The following is a 17963-nucleotide window of genomic DNA, read 5'->3' as shown; positions in this document are numbered from 1 at the left end:
CCGCCCGACCATGCCGATCCTTCCCGCACCGCTCGAATTCGCCGCAGACGGCACCCCGCGCAGCAGCGCCTACGACGACATCTACTACTCCACCGACGGCGGCCCCGGACAAGCCCGCCACGTCTTCCTGAGCGGCAACGGCCTGCCCGAACGCTGGCAAGGCCGCGAGCAGTTCGTCATCCTCGAAACCGGCTTCGGCCTCGGCCTCAACCTGCTATCGACCTGGGCCGCGTGGCGCGCCGACCCGCAACGCTGCACGCGGCTGCATTTCGTGTCCTGCGAACTGCATCCCTTCAAGCCTGAAAGCCTCGCCGCGCTACACGCCCCGCTCGTCGCCCGGCACCCCGAATTCGCCGCGCTGGCCGCCGAACTGCAGGCCAAGTGGCCAACCCTGGCCGCCGGCGTGCATCGCATCCATCTGGACCACGGCCGGGTCGTGCTCACGCTCTTCCTCGGCGACGCGGCGGAAGGGCTGGCGAACCTGCACGCCAGCGCGGATGCGTTCTACCTGGACGGCTTCTCCCCAGCGCGCAACCCGGACCTCTGGTCGGCCCGCGTATTCCATCTGCTCTCCCGCCTCGCCGCCCCCGGCGCCACGCTGGCCACCTGGTCGGTGGCCGGCGACGTGCGCGAAGGGCTGCGCCGCGCCGGCTTCGATACCGAAAAGGCCCCCGGCTTCGGCGGCAAGCGCGAGATGCTGCGCGGGCGCTATCGCGGCCCCGGACGCTCCAGCCCCGCCCCCGCGCAACGTCACGCCCTGGTGCTGGGCGCCGGCGCCGCCGGCACCTGCGTGGCCGAACGCCTGGCCGCGCGCGGCTGGGACGTGGACATCCTCGACGCCGCCGACCGCCCCGGCGCGGGTGCCTCCGGCAACCACGCCGGCGTGCTGCGCCCGCTGCCCAGCCTGGACGACAATCGCCTCAGCCGCCTCACCCGCGCCGGCACGCTGTACGCCCTGCAACACATCGCCCACCTCGCCACGCTCGGCCAGCCCGTGCGCGCCGACACCTGCGGCGTGCTCCACCTGGGGCGCGACACCGAACAGGAAGCCAAGCAGCGCACGGTGGTCGAGCGCCTGCAGTGGCCCACCGATCTGCTGCGCCATGTCGACCGCGAGGAAGCCAGCCGCATCGCCGGCTGGCCGCTGCCCGCCGGCGGCTGGTGGTTCCCGAGCAGCGGCTGGGTGCAGCCGCCCAGCCTGTGCCGCGCCAACCTCGCCGCCCATCCGGAACGCATCCGCTGCCACTTCGAGCAGACCGTCGCCCGCCTGGAACGCCAGAACGGCGAATGGCTGGCGCTGGATGCCGAGGGCCGCACCGTCGCGCGCGCGCCGCATGCCATCCTCGCCAACGGCACTGGCATCCGCGCCTTCGCGCAGGCGGCTGAACTGCCGGTGATCAGCGCGCGCGGCCAGGTCTCCCTGCTGCCCGCGCAGGACGCCTCGCCGCCGCGCGTCATGGTGTGCCGCCAGGGCTACGTGAGCCCGGCGGTGGATGGCCTGCGCTGCGCGGGTGCCAGCTTCGGCGTGGGCGACGACGACCCCACGGTCCGCCTGGCCGACCACGTGCAGAACCTGCGCAAGCTGGAAAACATCCTGCCCGGCTACACCGCCGATCTCGACCCCGCGATACTCGGCGGACGCACCGGCTTCCGCCCCGCCTCGCCCGACCGCCTGCCCATGGTCGGCGCCCCGCCCGCCATCGGCCGCGCCGACGCGCCGCGCAGGCTGCAGGACATCCCGCGCCACGAGAACCTGTGGGCGATCTCCGGCTTCGGCTCGCGCGGCCTGGTATTCGCCGCGCTGATGGGCGAAACCCTGGCTAGCCACCTGGCCGGCGAGCCCCTGCCCGTGGAACAGGATCTGTGGGAAGCGCTCGACCCCGCGCGCTTCCTGCTGCGCCCGGCGCGCACGCCGGTCGCCGAGGATTGACCGGGCACACGCCATGGATGCCATCCCGCTCTTCTTCCTGCTCGGCTTCGCCGCCCGTCTGGCGCGCTCCGACCTCAAGCTGCCGGGGCAGCTCTACGAGGCCCTGTCCATCTATCTGCTGCTCGCCATCGGCCTCAAGGGCGGCATGGAACTGGCCCGCCAGGATGCCCTGCAGGTGCTCCCGCAAGCCGCCGCCGTGCTCGTGCTGGGCGTGGTGATTCCGCTGGTGGCCTTCCCGATCCTGTACAAACTCGGCCGCCTGGATCGCGCCAACGCGGCGGCCATCGCCGGGCACTACGGCTCGGTGAGCGTGGTGACCTTCGCGGTGGCGGTGGATTACCTCACCGCGCGCAACATTCCCTTCGAGGCTTACCTGCCGCTCTTCCTGGTGCTGCTGGAGATGCCCGGCATCGCCGTGGGCATCCTGCTCGCCCGCCTCGGCGGCCCGGCGCGCGGCATCCGCTGGGGCGCGCTGCTGCACGAAATCTTCCTCGGCAAGAGCATGGTGCTGCTGGCCGGCGGCCTGCTGATCGGCTGGGCGGCCGGCCCCGCCGGGCTGGCGCCGCTGGAACCTTTCTTCTTCACCCTGTTCAAGGGCGTGCTGTGCCTGTTCCTGCTGGAAATGGGCCTGGTCGCCGCCGGCCAGGCCGGCGCCCTGCGCACCAGCGGCGCCTTCCTGGCCGGCTTCGCCATCGGCATGCCGATTCTTTCCGCGCTGATCGGCACCATCGCCGGCGCGCTGATCGGCCTGTCGGCCGGCGGCACCCTGCTGCTCGCCACACTGGCGGCCAGCGCCTCCTACATCGCCGCGCCGGCGGCCATGCGCATCGCCGTGCCGGAAGCCAACCCGGGGCTGTCGATCACCGCTGCGCTGGTGATCACCTTTCCGTTCAACATCCTGCTCGGCATTCCGCTCTACGATCGCATCGTGGGCCTGCTGCACGGAGCCTGACCATGTCCAACACCCATCCCTGCAAGCTCGTGGTGATCATCGCCGAACAGGCGCTGGAAGGGCCGCTGGCCCGCGACGTGATGGCCCTCGGCGCGCACGGCTACACGGTGGCCGACGTGCGCGGCTGGGGCGCCCACGGCGCGCGCAGCGGCGCCTGGGAGGCGGACAAGAGCATCCGCATGGAAATCCTGTGCGACGAGGCAACCTCGCTGGCGATCACCCGCCACGTGGAGGAACAATACTTCCGCCACTACGCCATGGTGGCCTTCGTGGCGGACGTGGGCGTGCTGCGGCCGCAGAAGTTCGTCCGCTGAAAAGGGGTGTGACCACGCCCGGTCGTCGTACCCCTTGCGCATCGCCACCTCCACAGTGATAACATTCGTTATAACTCGATAAGGAGCGGCCGATGAAACTCAAGATCACCACGGTAGGCAACTCCGCCGGCGTCATCCTTCCCAAGGAACTGCTGGCCCGCCTGCGCGTGGAAAAAGGCGACGAACTCTACGCCATCGAAACCCCCGACGGCATCCGCCTGACCGCCTACGATCCCACGCTAGCCGCGCAAATGGCTGTGGCCGAGCAGGTTATGCGCAAGCGCAAGGCTCTGCTGCACAAGCTGGCGCAGTAAAGAAGAACGGCATGATCGTCTGGATCGGCAAGGCGCTTGCTTTAGCCATTCATGATCGCCAGCTCGCCGAGCATGGCGGTGCTGGCGGCGTGCGTGACGACGCTTTGCTGGATTCGGCGCTGGCACGTCCGCAGCAGCGCCGCGCCTATGGCGATCCACCACCGGAACTGGCTGACCTCGCCGCCAGTCTGGCGTGCGGACTGGCGCACAATCACCCGTTCGTCGACGGAAATAAACGCACTGCCGCCGTTGCCTGCGAAGTCTTCATAGAACTCAACGGCGGCGTGCTGCAGGCCGACGACCTCGAACTTTATCCGCAGTACATTGGCCTGGCCGACGGCACGATCAGCGAAACCGAGTTCGCGCAGTGGCTGCGCGCCCGCATCGCAGCCGACATACCCGGCAGCGTGCAGGAGCCCGTCGCCACCTACCGGCGCTGAAAAGGCGACGAGCACATCCCTGCCTGCCCCAGACGGCTCACCTCCTCTGGCCGGTTTTCCTTCCAACCGGAAAGGCCCCCGGCAATGCATCCACCCGGGGCAGCTCCACCGGACGGCGCCCGCGCACAGACCGGCCGTACATGCTTCAGGCCGTCAACTGCGCCAGCGCCTGCAGTCGTACCGCCAACTCCGGCAGCCGATCCTGGCTGGCTGGATCGCCGGGCAGATGGCCGGGGAGTGCGTCCAGAAAGGCACGACGGCTCAGTAATGACGTGAACTGCATGCTGAGATAGGCACGCAAATCGGATGTCGCCGCGCGGCACTCGGCAATCAGATGGCCGGCATGGCCGGGTCGGTGATCAAGAGTCCCGTGACGGCGCCGCCCACGAACACGAGTTCTGCCCGCAGCGCATCGCCAAAGCGGGATGCCACCAATTCCAGCAGGAGCACGTTCGGATCGTTGGGGTTCAGTTCGGCCATCATCCCACCTTCCAGCGCGCATCCAGCAATTCGATGGCCAGGCCATGTTCGCGGGCACTGCCGCCGCGCACCGCATCGAACAACACGAGCAACTCGTACAGCGCGGGATTGCGGACCGCCGCCTCGGGCACCGTGGGGTACAGCGGATAGAACGCCATGCCGCGCACTGTGCCTTGCTTGTGCGGCCATACCGGCACCGGCTCGCCAGCCGGCTGCACGACGCGGCTGACCAGTGGTTCTGCGGCATGAGCCGTGGGCATGCCTCGCGTGGCTTCGCCCCGCGTGGCCGGGAAGCAGTAGCGTGCTCCGTGCCGCACGAACAGGCGCAGTGCTTCGCGCACCACCAGCGGCTTGCCATCCGCCCCCTTGCGCACCAGTTGCGCCATCCGCGCCCGCTCGACACCCGCATGCACTTCCGACGCGGTCAGACTCAACTCGGCCGCCAACGCGGCATAGGTCGGCGGTGGCCCCTGCTCCAGGGACAGGCGCAGCAGGACCACCAGATCCTGGGGGTGCAGCACCACTTGGGGATTGGACTTGGAACGATACATGGCCGACACTCGTTCGCTACTTGCAAATAGCGAATATGGCGGTGAATCCATTTTCTATCAATGGGTTGTTTAGAAGGTGGCGAGTCAGTGGTGAGCGCAGTTTGCCGATCAGCGCCTTGAAGCACTGGCCAGCCTTTTGCAGCGAGAGGGCATTCGCCTGGGCGAGGCTGCACCGCCCCGCGGTCAACAATGCAGAAGCACCCGATTTCAATCCGGTCACCATCGCCTTCACTTCACAAGTTCTCAGGGAAACCCATTCCTTGTATCCGGCGCAGGGTGAGTTTAAACTCCGTATAAACAGCATTTGGAGCCAGACCATGACCTCAGCCGTCCTCGACATCAAACATTGGGGCAACAACCTCGGCGTACGCTTGCCGGCCGCCATCGCCAATGCAGCCCGTCTGCATGCCGACCAGCGCGTCAGCATCACCGTGGAAGACGAGCGCGTCATCATCACCCCCATCCGCGACGAAGCGCTCAGCCTGGAACAGCGCCTGGCCCGTTTCGACCCGCAGCAGCACGGCGGCGAAGCCATGCTGGTTGACGAAACGCTCGGCGCCGAACAATGGTGAAAGCCGCCAAGAGCTGGGTGCCGGACCGGCAGGACGTCATCTGGATCGACTGCAACCCGCAGCGCGGGCAGGAAATGCGCAACGTGCACCCCTTCCTGGTGCTCTCCCCCAAAGCCTTCAACGAACGCACCTCGCTGGTCATCGGCCTGCCCATGACCACCGCCGCCTACAACGCCGACAACCCTTTTGCCGTAGCGGCCGGCGCGGCAAAAGGGCGCAAGGCCGGGCAGACCAGTTATGTGCTCTGCCATCAGCCAAAATCCTTCGACTGGCGCCTGCGAGGCGGCGCACCGCACCCGATGAAGCACATTCCCGATGCCCGCTTCGCCGAAGTGCTCGCCATCCTCAACCAGATCGTGCAACTGGCCTGAAGGGTCGAGGCAAAACGCATCCTCGGGCTGATGTCGTCCAACAGCCGCCTGGCCGGCGAGCAATGGCTGCGCGCCCGCGCTCAGGCGGGCGCCCATTGCGCCGCGTGCCGTGAATCACCCGGAGCGGGTCAGAAACTGTACTTGACGTTCAACTGCGCATTGCGCGGCGCGCCGTACATGCCGCTGTAGAACGTCGATTCCAGCGAACCGAGATAGGTCTTGTCGAACAGGTTGTTCACGTTCAACGTGAGCGACAGATCCTTGCTGATCTCGTAGCGCGCCATCAGGTTGGCGACCGCGTAGGCACTCTGTCTGGCGGTGATGTTGCGCCCGACCCACCACGGACGAACCGTGTAGTAGGTCTTGCTCTGCCAATCCACGCCGCCGCCCACCGTCAGCTTGTGCAGGGCGCCGGGAAGCCGGTAAGTCGTCCACAGCTTGACCAGATGCTCGGGATACACCGTGTTGATCCGCTTGCCGGCATCGTCCTCGGTACGGCCATAGGTCCACGACGCCGCCACGTTCCAGCCGCGCAGCACCTCGCCGTTGATTTCCAGATCGACGCCGGTGGTCTTCGCGCCGTTGACCGCGCGATAGGCGCTGCTGGTGGTGCCGGGCACGGTGTGGCCGGGATCGACCACCGCCAGATTGTCCTGGCGGATCTGATAGACCGATGCGCTGCCGACGATCCTGCCGCCGAGGAATTCGCTCTTCACGCCCAGCTCGTAGTTGGCGCCCTCGCGCGGGTCGAGCATGGCGCCGGTGCGGTCCTGCACGGTCTGCGGCTTGTAGATGGTGGTGTAGCTGGCGTACAGGGTGTGCGCCGGCGTCAGGTCATAGGTGATGCCGGCGTAGGGCGTGACTACGCCGTGTTCCTTCGCCTTGGTGGTGTTGTAGTAGCTGTACAGGTAATTATCGAGAATGTACTGGTTGCGATGGTTGTACACGTTGACGCCGACGATGGTCTTGAGCCGGTCGCTCAGCGAGAAGCGGCCTGCGGCGTAGAAGCCGGTTTGACGCACGAAGGTGTCGGAATCGCTGGAGCCGACGTAGTGGGTGCCGTGGCCACGGTTGTTCCAGGTGTAGATGTTGGCCGGGGTTCCGTGCACGCCGCCCGTGTCGACTTCGATGTCGGCAAGATCCTCGTAATCCAGGTAGTTGAAACCAAGGACGGCTTCATGCTGGCGGCCGAACAGTTCGAATGACCCTTGCAGGTTGATATCCAGATTTTTCTGGGCCTGCTTGTTTTTGCCTTGCGTGGCATCCAATCGCAAACCATTGCCGGTCAGTTTGTCGGGGAATGGGTACATGCTGTTCAGGAATGTCGTCCGGTAATCCCGCTCGCCATGCAGGTAGTTGGCCGACAGCTTGAGCTTCCAGTCGGCCGCCAGCCCTTGTTCCAGCGTCAGGAAGGCGTTGGTCGTCTTCAAATCGCTGAAGTTGTCCCGGCTGGAAAAACTCTTGGAGCGGGAGAATTTCGTCTGCTCGCCGTTACTGAAGAACATCGGCTGGCCGATGCCATACCACGACCCCACGGTGTCGCTGATCTGGTGGTCGATGCTCACGGTCAAGCGCGTGCGGTCGCTCAGATCGGCCTCGATGACGCCATAGAGCACCTTCTTTTCGTTCTCGTGGTAATCAACAAAGCTGTCCTTCTTCTGCCACGCGGCGACGAGGCGACCGCGCAGGCTGCCGGCTTCGTTCAGCGGACCGGAAACATCCGCCTCGGCGCGGCGCTGGTTCCATGAACCAATACCGCCGGCCACATGGGCCTGGAATTCGCTGGTCGGCTTCTTGCGCACCAGATTGATGGCGCCGGACGGATCGCCGGCACCGGTCAGCAGGCCGGAAGCGCCGCGCAGGACTTCGACGCGATCGTAGATCACCAGGTCGGTATTGGCTTGAAAAACGTTCTGGGTCGTGACGTCGGTGTGCGTGCCGACGCCGTCCAACTGGTAGTTGGTGATCGAGTACCCGCGCGAGCCGACCGTATAACGCTCCGGCCCCATCTCGACGACCTTGATGCCGGGGGTCTTGTTCAGCACGTCCTTGACGCCCAGCAGCGCCTCGTCCTCGATGCGCTGGCGGGTCATCACGCTGACTGTCTGCGGCGTTTCGCGCAGGGTCAGGTTCAGCCCGGTGGCCGTGCTGCTCGGACCGCTCTGAGCGTAGCTGCCGGTGCCTTCCGTGGTGCCGCTGCGCTCGGCCGCGGCGGTGACCGTCACCGGCGCAAGCCGCGCTTCACCCCGGCTTGCCGCCGGTAGCCTGCGCAGTCGGTAGCCGCCATTCTGCCCGCGTACCGCTTCCAGCCCGCTGCCGGCGAGCAGCCTGCCCAGGCCGTCCTCGATGCCATATTCGCCGCTCAGGCCGGAGCTGCGGATGCCGGCGGTCAGGCCGGGGTCGGCGGCGACCATGATGCCGGCGGCGGCGCCGAAGGCGCCGAGGGCGTCGTCGAGGGGGCCGGCGGGAATGGCGAACTGCTGGCGGATGGCCTGGACTTCCTGCGCGTGGGCGGCGGGAACGTCGAAGCCATCGAGGCCGCCGAGGGCAAGCAAGGCAACGCAGACGGCGCGTTGGAGCGGACGCTTTTGCGGCGGCACGCGCGTTGCGCGTGCGGACCGGGGTTTGGCTGGATTCATGCCGGGATTTCCTCTTGCGTGATGAATGGAAAGGGAAACCCCGCGGGCGCCTCGCAGGGGTTCTTCCCGGTTAACACGCGACAAGGAAAAAACTGCCGACGGTTTGGATTTTTTTGCCGCCGGGCCGCCCCAAGGCAAAAGCGCCCCCTCGGGGGGCAGCGACCCGCGCAGCGGTGGAGCGTGGGGGCTATCTTGCGCGCTCGCGCTACGGCGCTTCAGCGCCGCGTCAGCGTGACCCAATAGCGGGTACGGTATTCGGCGCGCACCGGCAGGACCTGTTCGAGCATGGCGAGCACGCGGTCGCTGTCGTCGAGCGGGAAGGCGCCGGTGACCTGCAGGCCGGCCACGCCGGGATCGCAGCGCAGCAGGCCGGGGCGGTAGCGGCCCAGTTCGGCGATGAAATCTTCGAACGGCATGCGGCTGGCGACCAGCATGCCGCCGGTCCACGCGCCGCCGCCGGCGGGCAGCGGATGTTCCGGGGACAGGGCAGCGGCGGTGAATTCGCGCTGCAGGCCGGCGCTGACGCGCTGCACAGCCAAGGCGCCATGCGGATGGATATCCACCGCCCCCTCGAACACCGCGACGCGGATCGGCTGGCCGGGCTGGTCGAGGTGGCGCACGGCGAAGCGGGTGCCGACCGGCAGCAGGTCCCCATGCGCGGTGCTCACCAGCAAGGGGCGCGCGGCCGAGTCCGGCGCGGTGGTGACCATGATTTCGCCCGCGCGCAGGACGATGCGGCGCTGGCGGGCATCGAACTCGACGTCTACCGCGCTACGCGTGTTCAGCGCCAGGCGGGTGCCGTCTTCGAGCGTGACCTCCCGGCGTTCGCCTGTGCCGGTGCGCAGGTCGGCAAGCAATCCCGTCCAGGGCGCGGCGCCTTCCAGCATGCCACGCGCCTGCCAGGCAAGGCCGGCGGTGAGGCCCAGGCCGAGCATCCATTTCAGCCCGTTGCGCCGGGCGCGCCGGCCGGCATCGCGGGCCTGTTCCAGCGCGGCGGCGGCCAGCGGCGCGGCCATGCCGCGCGTGCCGGCCTGCAGATCTTGCCCGAGCGCACTCATGCGCTGCCAAGCCAACTCGTGGCTGGGGTCCGCCGCGCGCCATGCGGCACAGTCCTGGCGGGATGCCGGGCTGTCTTCGTACTGCAGGCGGACGATCCACTCGGCCGCCTGCGCGACCACTGCGGGATCGAGCGGCCCGGCATCGGGCGCAATCGCCTTGAAGGCGCCGGACGAACTCATCGCGCTGCCTGGGTGGATGCCGGGGCCTGCCCGGCGTAGATCGCCAGGTAGCAATGCTGCAGTGCGGCGGCGGCCTCCTTGTGCACCACGTTGACGGTGATGCCGAGCTGGCGGGCGATTTCGGCGTGCGGCTGGCCTTCCAGCTGGGCCATCAGGAATACCCGGCGGCGGCGCTCCGGCATGCCGTCGATGAGGCGCCAGACTTCGGTGAGGGTTTCGATGACCGCCACTTGGTCCTCGGCGGACGGCGCATGGTGCTCGGGTCGCTGGGCAAGCACTTCCAGGTAGGCCTGCTCCAGCGCCTGCCGACGGAACTGGTTGATGGCGAGCCGCTTGGCGATGACCGTGAGGTAGGCGCGCGGCTGCTCCAGCGCCGGGGTGGCACCGGCCTTCCAGATCCGCTCGAAGGTGTCGTGCGCCAGGTCGGCGGCGCGGTGGGAACAACCGAGTTTCTTGCGCAGCCAGCCATGCAGCCAGCCGTGATGCGCCTGGTAAAGCTCGGTGACGGTGTTGGAAAACGGGTCGATGGTGCTCAAGTGGCGCGTTCCGGAAAGACTGAAGTATCCGCAATGCCCCATAGCGGACCTGGCGCCCCTGAAAACAGGAACGATTCTTATTTTTAAGAATTTCCGTTCAAGCGTCAATCGGGCTGTTGCCCGGAACCACCCCTGCCCGACCGGGCTACCCGCCAGCCGCCTCCGATGCCGGCGGGCGAATCCGTACCGGCGGCATCCGTTCAGAGATGGCGGTCGATCCGGCGCAGCGCCGCTTCACGGCCGAATACCTCGACCACCGCGTCGATGGACGGCGTCTGCGGTACGCCGAGCAGCGCCACGCGCAGCGGGATGGCCACCTGGGGCATTTTCAGGCCATGCTCGGCCATGGTGTCCTTGATGGCCTGGTTGATCGCCGCCTTGTCCCAGACCACCTCGGCTAGCCGTGCGCGCAGGCTGCGCAGCGCGGCCTTGGCCGGCTCGGTCAGATGCTGGGCGAACACTTCCGCCGCCGGATGCACCTCGGTGACGAAGAGTTCCAGCGCATCGGCCAGCTCGTTGAGATTGGCGGCACGCTCCTTGTACAGTGCCATCACCGCCGTGGGCGCCGGGCCATCCGTCACCACCACGCCGCGGCGCGCCAGCCGTGCAACGGCCTCGGCGGCCAGGCGCGCATCGTCGGCCTGCTTGATGTACTGCGCGTTCAGCCAGTTGAGCTTGTCGGTATTGAATTGCGCGGCGGACGGGGTGATGTGGTCGAGGTCGAACCACTCGACGAACTGCTCGCGGCTGAACAGTTCATCGTCGCCATGGCTCCACCCCAGGCGCGCCAGATAGTTCACCACCGCCTCGGGCAGGTAGCCGTCCTCGTCGTACTGCATCACGCTGACCGCGCCGTGGCGCTTGGACAGCTTGGCGCCATCGCCGCCGAGAATCATCGACAGGTGCGCATACAGCGGCACTTCCGCCCCCAGCGCGCGCAGCACGTTGATCTGGCGCGGGGTGTTGTTGACGTGATCGTCGCCGCGGATGACGTGGGTGATGCGCATGTCCCAGTCGTCCACCACCACGCAGAAATTGTAGGTGGGCGTGCCGTCGGCGCGCGCGATGATGAAATCGTCGAGTTCCGCGTTGGCGATCTCGATCCGCCCCTTCACCTGGTCGTCCCAGGCCACCACGCCGTCGGTGGGATTGCGGAAACGCACCACCGGCTGCACGCCGGCCGGCGGTTCGGGCAGGGTCTTGCCCGGCTCGGGGCGCCAGCGTCCATCGTAGCGCGGCTTTTCCTTGCGCGCCTCCTGCTCGGCGCGCAGGGCGTCGAGTTCTTCCTTGGAGGTATAGCAGTGATACGCGGTGCCGGCGGCGAGCATCTGCTGGATCACCTCCTTGTAGCGATCCATGCGCTGCATCTGGTAGAACGGGCCTTCGTCGGCCTCCAGACCCAGCCAGCGCATGCCGTCCAGGATGGCCTGCACGGCCTCGGGCGTGGAGCGCGCCACGTCGGTATCCTCGATGCGCAGCACGAACGTGCCGCCATGGCGGCGCGCATAGGCCCAGGAGAACAGCGCGGTGCGCGCGCCGCCGATGTGCAGGAAGCCGGTGGGGCTGGGGGCGAAACGGGTACGGACGGTGGAGGACATCGAGACGGGCCGCTGACGAAGCAAAGCGCGGATTTTACGCCACCCGCCGGGGGCGGGCATAGCGCGGCCGGTCAGCCCCCCTCGCCCACGCCGACGAAGCGGCCCAGTTGCACGAGGATGCCGGCGGTCGCGCCCCAGATGAAATGGTCGCGGTAGGGGATGGCGTAATACTCGCGCATGCGCCCCTGATACTCCATCCGGTGGCGTTGGCGATTGGCCGGATCGAGCAGGAAGGTCAGCGGTACCTCGAAGGCCTCGGCGACTTCGAAAGCGTCGAGCTGCAGCGTGAACGGCGGATGCACCAGGCCAACCACCGGCGTCACGCTGAACCCGGTTCCGGTGGCGTACTCGGCCAGCTCCCCGAGCAGTTCGATACGCTCCGCGCCGAGTCCGATCTCCTCCTGCGTCTCACGCAGGGCCGTCATCACCGCCGAGGTGTCGGCACGCTCCACCCGCCCGCCGGGAAAACTGATCTGCCCCGGGTGGTGGTGCAGGTGGTCGGTGCGTTTGGTGAGCAGTACCGACAGCCCTTCCGGGCGGTCCACCACCGGCACCAGCACCGCGGCGGGGCGCAGCGCCAGCCCGGGTTCGCCTTCCCGCACCGGCAGGCCTCGCTCTCCCCCGACAAAACGCTCCCGCAACCAGACGGGAGACAGGGAATTCGGCAGCAGCGGGGATGGCGGGGGAATCAGCACGGCACGAGGCGGGAAATCGGTTTGCGGACGGCCCATCAGGCGGAAGCAGTGGACCCACTCTAGGGAAATTGCCGAACCGGCGTCAAGCCTGTCTCAGCAGTTGTCCGCACGCTCCACGCGCGGCCGGCCGCTCGCGCTGATCACGATGCGGCGCCCCGCGCGCGCGGCGCACACGGCGATCGAGCCGATGGGCAGCGCACCGCTGGCCTGCCGGCCGATTCCGTTGGGCAGATACGACACATGGTCTCGCAAGGGCCCGTTGCCGGCGATGCGGATCCCCTGGGGCGCCGGCTGTCCGGTACGCAGCAAGGGCTCCAAGGGCTGACGCAGCCCGTCGCCATTCCCGTCGGCGAAAACGATCCAGCCCACGCCCCAGCCCTCGCCGGGGCTGCACGCAGCGCCATCGGCGCTGGCGCACAGGGTCACCCGCCCGCCCCGCCGGATCGCCTCCGAACGGGTATAGAACAGCGCCGCATGCAGATCGGCGGTCGCGGTGACGACGCGATTCCGCTCCATGATGCCCGCGAAGGATGGCACCGCCATGCCGGCCAACACCGCCAGCACCGCAACCACCCCCATCAGTTCGATCAGACTCCAGCCCCGTGCCGCCGCGCACCGTTCCTGCATCATGCCTACCCCCAAAAAACAACATTTGCATAATAGTAAAAGCCGCAATATTTGCAAAATGCATAATCAGGAGCAAACAAAAACCCGCAGGGCGTGCTGCCGTGCGGGTTTCGTGTTCTTCGCAGATGGTGGGCGGTACTGGGATCGAACCAGTGACCCCTGCCGTGTGAAGGCAGTGCTCTACCGCTGAGCTAACCGCCCGTCGGCGAAGAAGGGCGCATTCTAGTGAACCGTTCCGGCACAGTCAAGTACGCGCGCAAGCAATTTTCATGGACAACAAAAAACCCCGCCTTGGCGGGGTTTTCGCATACCCGGAACCGGGCTGGTTGGTGGGTGCTGACGGGATCGAACCGCCGACATCCAGCTTGTAAGGCTAGCGCTCTACCAACTGAGCTAAGCACCCGTACTAGCATCGGGCCTGAGCCCGACGAAGCCCGTCAGTTTACCGCATCCTTGAGGGCCTTGCCAGCACGGAACTTGGGTACCTTGGCAGCCTTGATCTTGATGCTCTTGCCGGTACGCGGGTTGCGCCCGGTACGCGCGGCGCGTTCGCCGACGTAGAAGGTGCCGAACCCGACCAGCGTGACGCTGTCGTCCTTCTTCAGCGCCTGTTTGACGGCCGCGATCGCGGCGTCGAGTGCCTTGCCTGCGGCAGACTTGGAGATTTCGGCCTTGGCCGCGATTTCATCGATCAACTCGGATTTGTTCACTTATGCCCCCTCTTCGGATTCGAGTGCAACATGAAGATACGCTCAATCCCTGAACCGGCGCGGCATTCAGGGCCATTCCAAATGCGTCGAAGCTCGCACGGGCTTTATAGCGCGCTGAATTCCGGCGTGTCAAGGGCGCAACCACGCGGTTTCCGGGTAAATACGAGGGGAAAATGAAAGAAGGCGAAACACGCCGAAAACGGCGTGTTTCGCCTCCGGATGCGAACAGCGCTCAGTGCGCGCGGATCTTCGGCGAACCGCCCTCTTCCGCACCGGCGGCGACCGCCGGCGTCTCGGCCACCTCGACCTCGGGCAGCGGCTCGGGCTGGCGCTCCAGCGCGTGCTGCAGCACCTGATCGATCCACTTCACCGGAATGATCTCGATGGCGTTCTTGATGTTCTCGGGAATCTCCGCCAGATCCTTGACGTTTTCCTCGGGAATCAGCGCGGTGGTGATGCCGCCGCGCACCGCCGCCAGCAGCTTCTCCTTGAGGCCGCCGATGGCCAGCACCTCGCCGCGCAGGGTGATTTCACCGGTCATCGCCACGTCGCAGCGCACCGGAATGCCGGAGAGTACCGACACCAGGGCGGTGGAGATGGCCACCCCAGCGGACGGGCCGTCCTTGGGGATGGCGCCTTCCGGCAGGTGGATGTGGATGTCGCTCTTCTGGTAGAAATCGCTGTCGATGCCGAGCGAGCGGGCGCGCTTGCGCACCACCGAGAGCGCGGCCTGGATGGATTCCTGCATGACCTCGCCGAGCTTGCCGGTGGTCATCACCTTGCCCTTGCCGGGCAGCACCACGGCCTCGACGGTGAGCAGTTCGCCGCCGACCTCGGTCCACGCCAGGCCGGTGACCTGGCCGATCTGGTTTTCCTTCTCGGCCATGCCGAAGCTGTACTTGCGCACACCCAGATACTTGTCGAGGTTCTTGGCGTTCACCACGATCTTGCTGGAGCGCGCGCGCAGCACCAGGGACTTGACCACCTTGCGGCAGATCTTGGAGATTTCGCGCTCCATGCTGCGCACGCCGGCCTCGCGGGTGTAGTAGCGCACCACGTCGCGCAGCGCCTCTTCGGTGACCGACAGCTCGTCGCGCTTCAGCCCGTTGTTCTTCATCTGCTTGGGCAGCAGGTAGCGCTGGGCGATGTTGACCTTCTCGTCCTCGGTGTAGCCGGACAGGCGGATCACCTCCATGCGGTCGAGCAGCGGCGCCGGGATGTTGAGCGTGTTGGCGGTGGCCACGAACATCACGTCGGAAAGGTCGAAATCGACCTCCACGTAATGGTCCTGGAAAGTGTGGTTCTGCTCCGGGTCCAGCACTTCGAGCAGGGCGGAGGACGGGTCGCCACGGAAGTCCTGGCCGAGCTTGTCCACTTCATCGAGCAGGAACAGCGGGTTCTTCACGCCCACCTTGCTCATGTTCTGCAGGATCTTGCCCGGCATGGAGCCGATGTAGGTACGCCGGTGGCCGCGGATCTCGGCCTCGTCGCGCACGCCGCCCAGGGCCATGCGCACGAACTTGCGGTTGGTGGCCTTGGCGATCGACTGACCGAGCGAGGTCTTGCCCACGCCCGGCGGGCCGACCAGGCACAGGATGGGCGCCTTGACCTTGTCCACGCGCTGCTGCACGGCGAGGTATTCGAGGATGCGTTCCTTGACGCGCTCCAGACCGTAGTGGTCCTTGTCGAGCACCTTTTCGGCCTCGACCAGATCCTTGCCGACGCGGGATCTCTTCTTCCACGGCAGGCCGATCATGGTCTCGATGTAGTTGCGCACCACGGTGGCTTCGGCCGACATGGGCGACATCAGGCGCAGCTTCTTGAACTCGGCCTGGGCCTTGGCGAGCGCATCCTTGGGCATGCCCGAGGTCTTGATCTTCTTGTCCATCTCCTCGAGGTCGGCGCCTTCCTCGCCTTCCCCGAGTTCCTTCTGGATGGCCTTGACCTGTTCGTTGAGGTAGTACTCGCGCTGGCTCTTCTCCATCTGGCGCTTGACGCGGCCGCGGATGCGCTTTTCCACCTGCAGGATGTCGAGTTCGGTTTCCAGCTGGCTGAGCAGGCGCTCCAGACGCTCGTTGGTGTCGAACATCTCCAGCACTTCCTGCTTCTGCTCGAGCTTGAGCGGCAGGTGCGCGGCGATGGTGTCGGCCAGACGGCCCGGCTCCTCGATGCCCGACAGCGAAGCGAGGATTTCCGGCGGGATCTTCTTGTTGAGCTTCACGTACTGGTCGAACTGGGCAATGATCGCCCGGCGCATCGCCTCGACCTCGTTGTTGCCCAGGTCGGCCGGCGGAATCGGCGTGACGCGCGCGACGAACACGCTGCGCAGGTCGTCCACCGAATCCAGGCGCGCGCGCTGCACGCCCTCGACCAGCACCTTGATGGTGCCGTCCGGCAGCTTGAGCATCTGCAGGATGTTGGCGATGCAGCCGATGTCGTACAGGTCATCGGCAGCCGGCTCGTCCTTGGCGGCGGACTTCTGCGCCACCAGCAGGATGCTCTTGCCGGCTTCCATGGCGTTTTCCAACGCCTTGATGGATTTCGGGCGGCCCACGAAGAGCGGGATCACCATGTGCGGGAACACCACCACGTCGCGCAGCGGCAGCAGCGGCATTTCCTGTTGTTCGTTGGGGAGGTCAAGCGGGCCTGACATGATTTTTACCCTTTTAAGACGCGTTGAGCCCAGATATGGGCTCAAGCGGGAAATTCAAGCGGCGGCGCCGGATCAGTTCGAGCCGGACACCTTCGGCTGATCGGCGTAGATCAACAGCGGCTTGCTGCCTTCCTCGATGGTGCCTTCGTCGATGACCACCTTCTCCACCGACTGCAGCGCCGGCAGCTCGTACATGATGTCGAGCAGCGCGGCCTCCAGGATGGAGCGCAGGCCGCGCGCCCCGGTCTTGCGGCGGATGGCCTTGCGCGCCACCGCGTGCAGCGCGGCGGGGCGGAATTCGAGATCGACGTTTTCCATCGAGAACAGCTTCTGGTACTGCTTGACCAGCGCGTTCTTGGGCTCCACGAGGATCTGGATCAGCGCTTCCTCGTCAAGTTCCTGCAAGGTGGCGACCACCGGCAGACGGCCGACGAATTCCGGGATCAGGCCGAACTTGACCAGATCCTCGGGTTCCACCTGGCGGAAGGTCTCGGTGAGGTTCTTGCCCTGACGGCTCTTCACCTCGGCGCCGAAGCCGATGCCGGCCTTCTCGGTGCGGTCGCGGATGACCTTGTCCAGCCCGTCGAAGGCGCCGCCGCAGATGAACAGGATGTTGGTGGTGTCGACCTGGATGAAATCCTGGTTGGGGTGCTTGCGCCCGCCCTGCGGCGGAATCGAGGCGGTGGTGCCCTCGATCAGCTTGAGCAGCGCCTGCTGCACGCCCTCGCCGGAGACGTCGCGGGTGATCGACGGGTTGTCCGACTTGCGCGAGATCTTGTCGATCTCGTCGATGTACACGATGCCCTGCTGCGCCTTGTCGACGTCGTAGTCGCACTTCTGCAGCAGCTTCTGGATGATGTTCTCGACGTCCTCACCGACGTAGCCGGCCTCGGTGAGCGTGGTGGCGTCGGCCATCACGAAGGGCACGTTGAGCATGCGCGCCAGGGTCTGCGCGAGCAGCGTCTTGCCGGAGCCGGTGGGGCCGATCAGCAGGATGTTGCTCTTGGACAGCTCGACCTCTTCGTCGCGCCCGGACATGTGGCGCAGGCGCTTGTAGTGGTTGTACACCGCCACCGCCAGATTGCGCTTGGCCTGTGCCTGGCCGATCACGTACTGGTCGAGGAGGCCGCAGATTTCCTGCGGGGTCGGCAGGCTGTTGCCGTCACCTTCCGTGCCGCCGGCGCCGGCGATCTCGTCGCGGATGATGTCGTTGCACAGCTCGATGCACTCGTCGCAGATAAAGACCGACGGCCCCGCGATCAGCTTGCGCACCTCGTGCTGACTCTTGCCGCAAAACGAGCAGTACAGCAGCTTGTCGCCGCCCGCCTTTTTCTCCGTCATGA

Annotated in this window: 20 protein-coding genes and 2 tRNA genes; 7 read left to right on the top strand and 15 right to left on the bottom strand. The window is 66.6% G+C overall.

What is annotated here, in order from left to right; translation table 11 throughout:
- Positions 1-10: 10 nt before the first annotated feature.
- The 5 genes from mnmC (at position 11) to E6C76_RS01355 (ending at position 3950) form a co-directional block, all read left to right on the top strand.
- Positions 11-1930: a bifunctional tRNA (5-methylaminomethyl-2-thiouridine)(34)-methyltransferase MnmD/FAD-dependent 5-carboxymethylaminomethyl-2-thiouridine(34) oxidoreductase MnmC gene (gene mnmC, locus E6C76_RS01375; RefSeq protein ID WP_136346476.1), complete on the top strand. Its 1920-nt coding sequence runs from the start codon at positions 11-13 to the stop codon at positions 1928-1930.
- 13 nt (positions 1931-1943) lie between these two features.
- On the top strand, positions 1944-2882 hold the full coding sequence (locus tag E6C76_RS01370) for a sodium-dependent bicarbonate transport family permease (protein ID WP_136346475.1): 939 nt from the start codon (positions 1944-1946) through the stop codon (positions 2880-2882).
- Between the two features lie 2 nt (positions 2883-2884).
- Positions 2885-3196, top strand: a complete 312-nt coding sequence (locus tag E6C76_RS01365; protein WP_136346474.1) for a P-II family nitrogen regulator — start codon at positions 2885-2887, stop codon at positions 3194-3196.
- A 92-nt stretch (positions 3197-3288) separates the two neighbouring features.
- Positions 3289-3510, top strand: a complete 222-nt coding sequence (locus tag E6C76_RS01360; RefSeq protein WP_136346473.1) for an AbrB/MazE/SpoVT family DNA-binding domain-containing protein — start codon at positions 3289-3291, stop codon at positions 3508-3510.
- An 11-nt stretch (positions 3511-3521) separates the two neighbouring features.
- Positions 3522-3950, top strand: a complete 429-nt coding sequence (locus E6C76_RS01355) for a type II toxin-antitoxin system death-on-curing family toxin (RefSeq protein WP_136346472.1) — start codon at positions 3522-3524, stop codon at positions 3948-3950.
- A 145-nt stretch (positions 3951-4095) separates the two neighbouring features.
- On the opposite strand, the gene E6C76_RS21960 is transcribed toward E6C76_RS01355, so the two are convergent.
- Genes E6C76_RS21960 through E6C76_RS01345 form a run of 4 tightly spaced genes read right to left on the bottom strand, consistent with a single transcriptional unit; the run spans position 4096 to position 5300 of the window.
- On the bottom strand, positions 4096-4251 hold the full coding sequence (locus E6C76_RS21960) for a hypothetical protein (RefSeq protein ID WP_168734201.1): 156 nt from the start codon (positions 4249-4251) through the stop codon (positions 4096-4098).
- A gap of 29 nt (positions 4252-4280) precedes the next feature.
- Positions 4281-4433, bottom strand: coding sequence for a hypothetical protein (locus tag E6C76_RS21955; protein ID WP_168734200.1), 153 nt, complete (start codon positions 4431-4433; stop codon positions 4281-4283).
- Positions 4430-4981: a hypothetical protein gene (locus E6C76_RS01350; protein ID WP_211090074.1), complete on the bottom strand. Its 552-nt coding sequence runs from the start codon at positions 4979-4981 to the stop codon at positions 4430-4432. Before E6C76_RS01350 ends, E6C76_RS21955 begins: the two co-directional genes overlap by 4 nt.
- Positions 4982-4997: 16 nt before the next feature.
- Positions 4998-5300 (bottom strand): hypothetical protein, encoded by a 303-nt coding sequence (locus E6C76_RS01345; protein ID WP_136346471.1) that lies wholly within the window; start codon positions 5298-5300, stop codon positions 4998-5000.
- Between E6C76_RS01345 and E6C76_RS01340 the strand changes: the two genes are divergently transcribed.
- Both E6C76_RS01340 and E6C76_RS01335 read left to right on the top strand, forming a co-directional pair.
- A complete protein-coding gene (locus E6C76_RS01340; protein WP_136346470.1) occupies positions 5299-5553 on the top strand; it encodes an AbrB/MazE/SpoVT family DNA-binding domain-containing protein in 255 nt (84 codons plus the stop codon). The genes E6C76_RS01345 and E6C76_RS01340 overlap by 2 nt on opposite strands.
- Positions 5547-5924, top strand: a complete 378-nt coding sequence (locus tag E6C76_RS01335; RefSeq protein ID WP_136346469.1) for a type II toxin-antitoxin system PemK/MazF family toxin — start codon at positions 5547-5549, stop codon at positions 5922-5924. Before E6C76_RS01340 ends, E6C76_RS01335 begins: the two co-directional genes overlap by 7 nt.
- 128 nt (positions 5925-6052) lie before the next feature.
- Here the strand turns inward: E6C76_RS01335 and E6C76_RS01330 are convergent, their stop codons facing one another.
- The 11 genes from E6C76_RS01330 to clpX form a co-directional block, all read right to left on the bottom strand.
- Entirely contained in the window at positions 6053-8563 is a 2511-nt protein-coding gene (locus tag E6C76_RS01330) for a TonB-dependent siderophore receptor (RefSeq protein WP_136346468.1), read from the bottom strand.
- A 215-nt stretch (positions 8564-8778) separates the two neighbouring features.
- Positions 8779-9801 (bottom strand): FecR domain-containing protein, encoded by a 1023-nt coding sequence (locus E6C76_RS01325; RefSeq protein ID WP_136346467.1) that lies wholly within the window; start codon positions 9799-9801, stop codon positions 8779-8781.
- Positions 9798-10337 (bottom strand): sigma-70 family RNA polymerase sigma factor, encoded by a 540-nt coding sequence (locus E6C76_RS01320; protein WP_136346466.1) that lies wholly within the window; start codon positions 10335-10337, stop codon positions 9798-9800. The genes E6C76_RS01325 and E6C76_RS01320 overlap by 4 nt, the downstream gene beginning before the upstream one ends.
- A gap of 200 nt (positions 10338-10537) precedes the next feature.
- A complete protein-coding gene (gltX, locus tag E6C76_RS01315; protein ID WP_136346465.1) occupies positions 10538-11935 on the bottom strand; it encodes a glutamate--tRNA ligase in 1398 nt (465 codons plus the stop codon).
- A gap of 71 nt (positions 11936-12006) precedes the next feature.
- Entirely contained in the window at positions 12007-12537 is a 531-nt protein-coding gene (locus E6C76_RS01310; protein ID WP_330999994.1) for a CoA pyrophosphatase, read from the bottom strand.
- A gap of 186 nt (positions 12538-12723) precedes the next feature.
- Positions 12724-13260 (bottom strand): GspH/FimT family pseudopilin, encoded by a 537-nt coding sequence (locus tag E6C76_RS01305; RefSeq protein WP_211090073.1) that lies wholly within the window; start codon positions 13258-13260, stop codon positions 12724-12726.
- Positions 13261-13383: 123 nt separating this feature from the next.
- A tRNA-Val gene (locus tag E6C76_RS01300) sits at positions 13384-13458 on the bottom strand.
- A 126-nt stretch (positions 13459-13584) separates the two neighbouring features.
- Positions 13585-13660, bottom strand: a tRNA-Val gene (locus tag E6C76_RS01295).
- Between the two features lie 34 nt (positions 13661-13694).
- Entirely contained in the window at positions 13695-13967 is a 273-nt protein-coding gene (locus tag E6C76_RS01290) for an HU family DNA-binding protein (RefSeq protein WP_136346463.1), read from the bottom strand.
- Positions 13968-14199: 232 nt separating this feature from the next.
- A complete protein-coding gene (gene lon / locus E6C76_RS01285) occupies positions 14200-16620 on the bottom strand; it encodes an endopeptidase La (protein ID WP_136346462.1) in 2421 nt (806 codons plus the stop codon).
- A gap of 72 nt (positions 16621-16692) precedes the next feature.
- Entirely contained in the window at positions 16693-17961 is a 1269-nt protein-coding gene (gene clpX / locus E6C76_RS01280) for an ATP-dependent Clp protease ATP-binding subunit ClpX (RefSeq protein ID WP_136346461.1), read from the bottom strand.
- Positions 17962-17963: the final 2 nt, after the last annotated feature.

It is taken from the genome of Pseudothauera nasutitermitis, assembly GCF_004801295.1.
In the GTDB taxonomy this organism is placed as follows: Bacteria; Pseudomonadota; Gammaproteobacteria; order Burkholderiales; family Rhodocyclaceae; genus Pseudothauera; species Pseudothauera nasutitermitis.
Note: the sequence above shows the minus strand (reverse complement) of the source record. Positions and strands in the feature narration are given on the sequence as shown.

Bases quoted from the DNA above. Each gene is read 5' to 3' on its own strand.
- mnmC (WP_136346476.1), top strand. From the start codon at position 11: ATGCCGATCCTTCCCGCACCGCTCGAATTCGCCGCAGACGGCACCCCG.
- E6C76_RS01370 (WP_136346475.1), top strand. From the start codon at position 1,944: ATGGATGCCATCCCGCTCTTCTTCCTGCTCGGCTTCGCCGCCCGTCTG.
- E6C76_RS01365 (WP_136346474.1), top strand. From the start codon at position 2,885: ATGTCCAACACCCATCCCTGCAAGCTCGTGGTGATCATCGCCGAACAG.
- E6C76_RS01360 (WP_136346473.1), top strand. From the start codon at position 3,289: ATGAAACTCAAGATCACCACGGTAGGCAACTCCGCCGGCGTCATCCTT.
- E6C76_RS01355 (WP_136346472.1), top strand. From the start codon at position 3,522: ATGATCGTCTGGATCGGCAAGGCGCTTGCTTTAGCCATTCATGATCGC.
- E6C76_RS21955 (WP_168734200.1), bottom strand. From the start codon at position 4,433: ATGATGGCCGAACTGAACCCCAACGATCCGAACGTGCTCCTGCTGGAA.
- E6C76_RS01350 (WP_211090074.1), bottom strand. From the start codon at position 4,981: ATGTATCGTTCCAAGTCCAATCCCCAAGTGGTGCTGCACCCCCAGGAT.
- E6C76_RS01340 (WP_136346470.1), top strand. From the start codon at position 5,299: ATGACCTCAGCCGTCCTCGACATCAAACATTGGGGCAACAACCTCGGC.
- E6C76_RS01345 (WP_136346471.1), bottom strand. From the start codon at position 5,300: ATGGTCTGGCTCCAAATGCTGTTTATACGGAGTTTAAACTCACCCTGC.
- E6C76_RS01335 (WP_136346469.1), top strand. From the start codon at position 5,547: ATGGTGAAAGCCGCCAAGAGCTGGGTGCCGGACCGGCAGGACGTCATC.
- E6C76_RS01330 (WP_136346468.1), bottom strand. From the start codon at position 8,563: ATGAATCCAGCCAAACCCCGGTCCGCACGCGCAACGCGCGTGCCGCCG.
- E6C76_RS01325 (WP_136346467.1), bottom strand. From the start codon at position 9,801: ATGAGTTCGTCCGGCGCCTTCAAGGCGATTGCGCCCGATGCCGGGCCG.
- gltX (WP_136346465.1), bottom strand. From the start codon at position 11,935: ATGTCCTCCACCGTCCGTACCCGTTTCGCCCCCAGCCCCACCGGCTTC.
- E6C76_RS01305 (WP_211090073.1), bottom strand. From the start codon at position 13,260: ATGATGCAGGAACGGTGCGCGGCGGCACGGGGCTGGAGTCTGATCGAA.
- lon (WP_136346462.1), bottom strand. From the start codon at position 16,620: ATGTCAGGCCCGCTTGACCTCCCCAACGAACAACAGGAAATGCCGCTG.
- clpX (WP_136346461.1), bottom strand. From the start codon at position 17,961: ATGACGGAGAAAAAGGCGGGCGGCGACAAGCTGCTGTACTGCTCGTTT.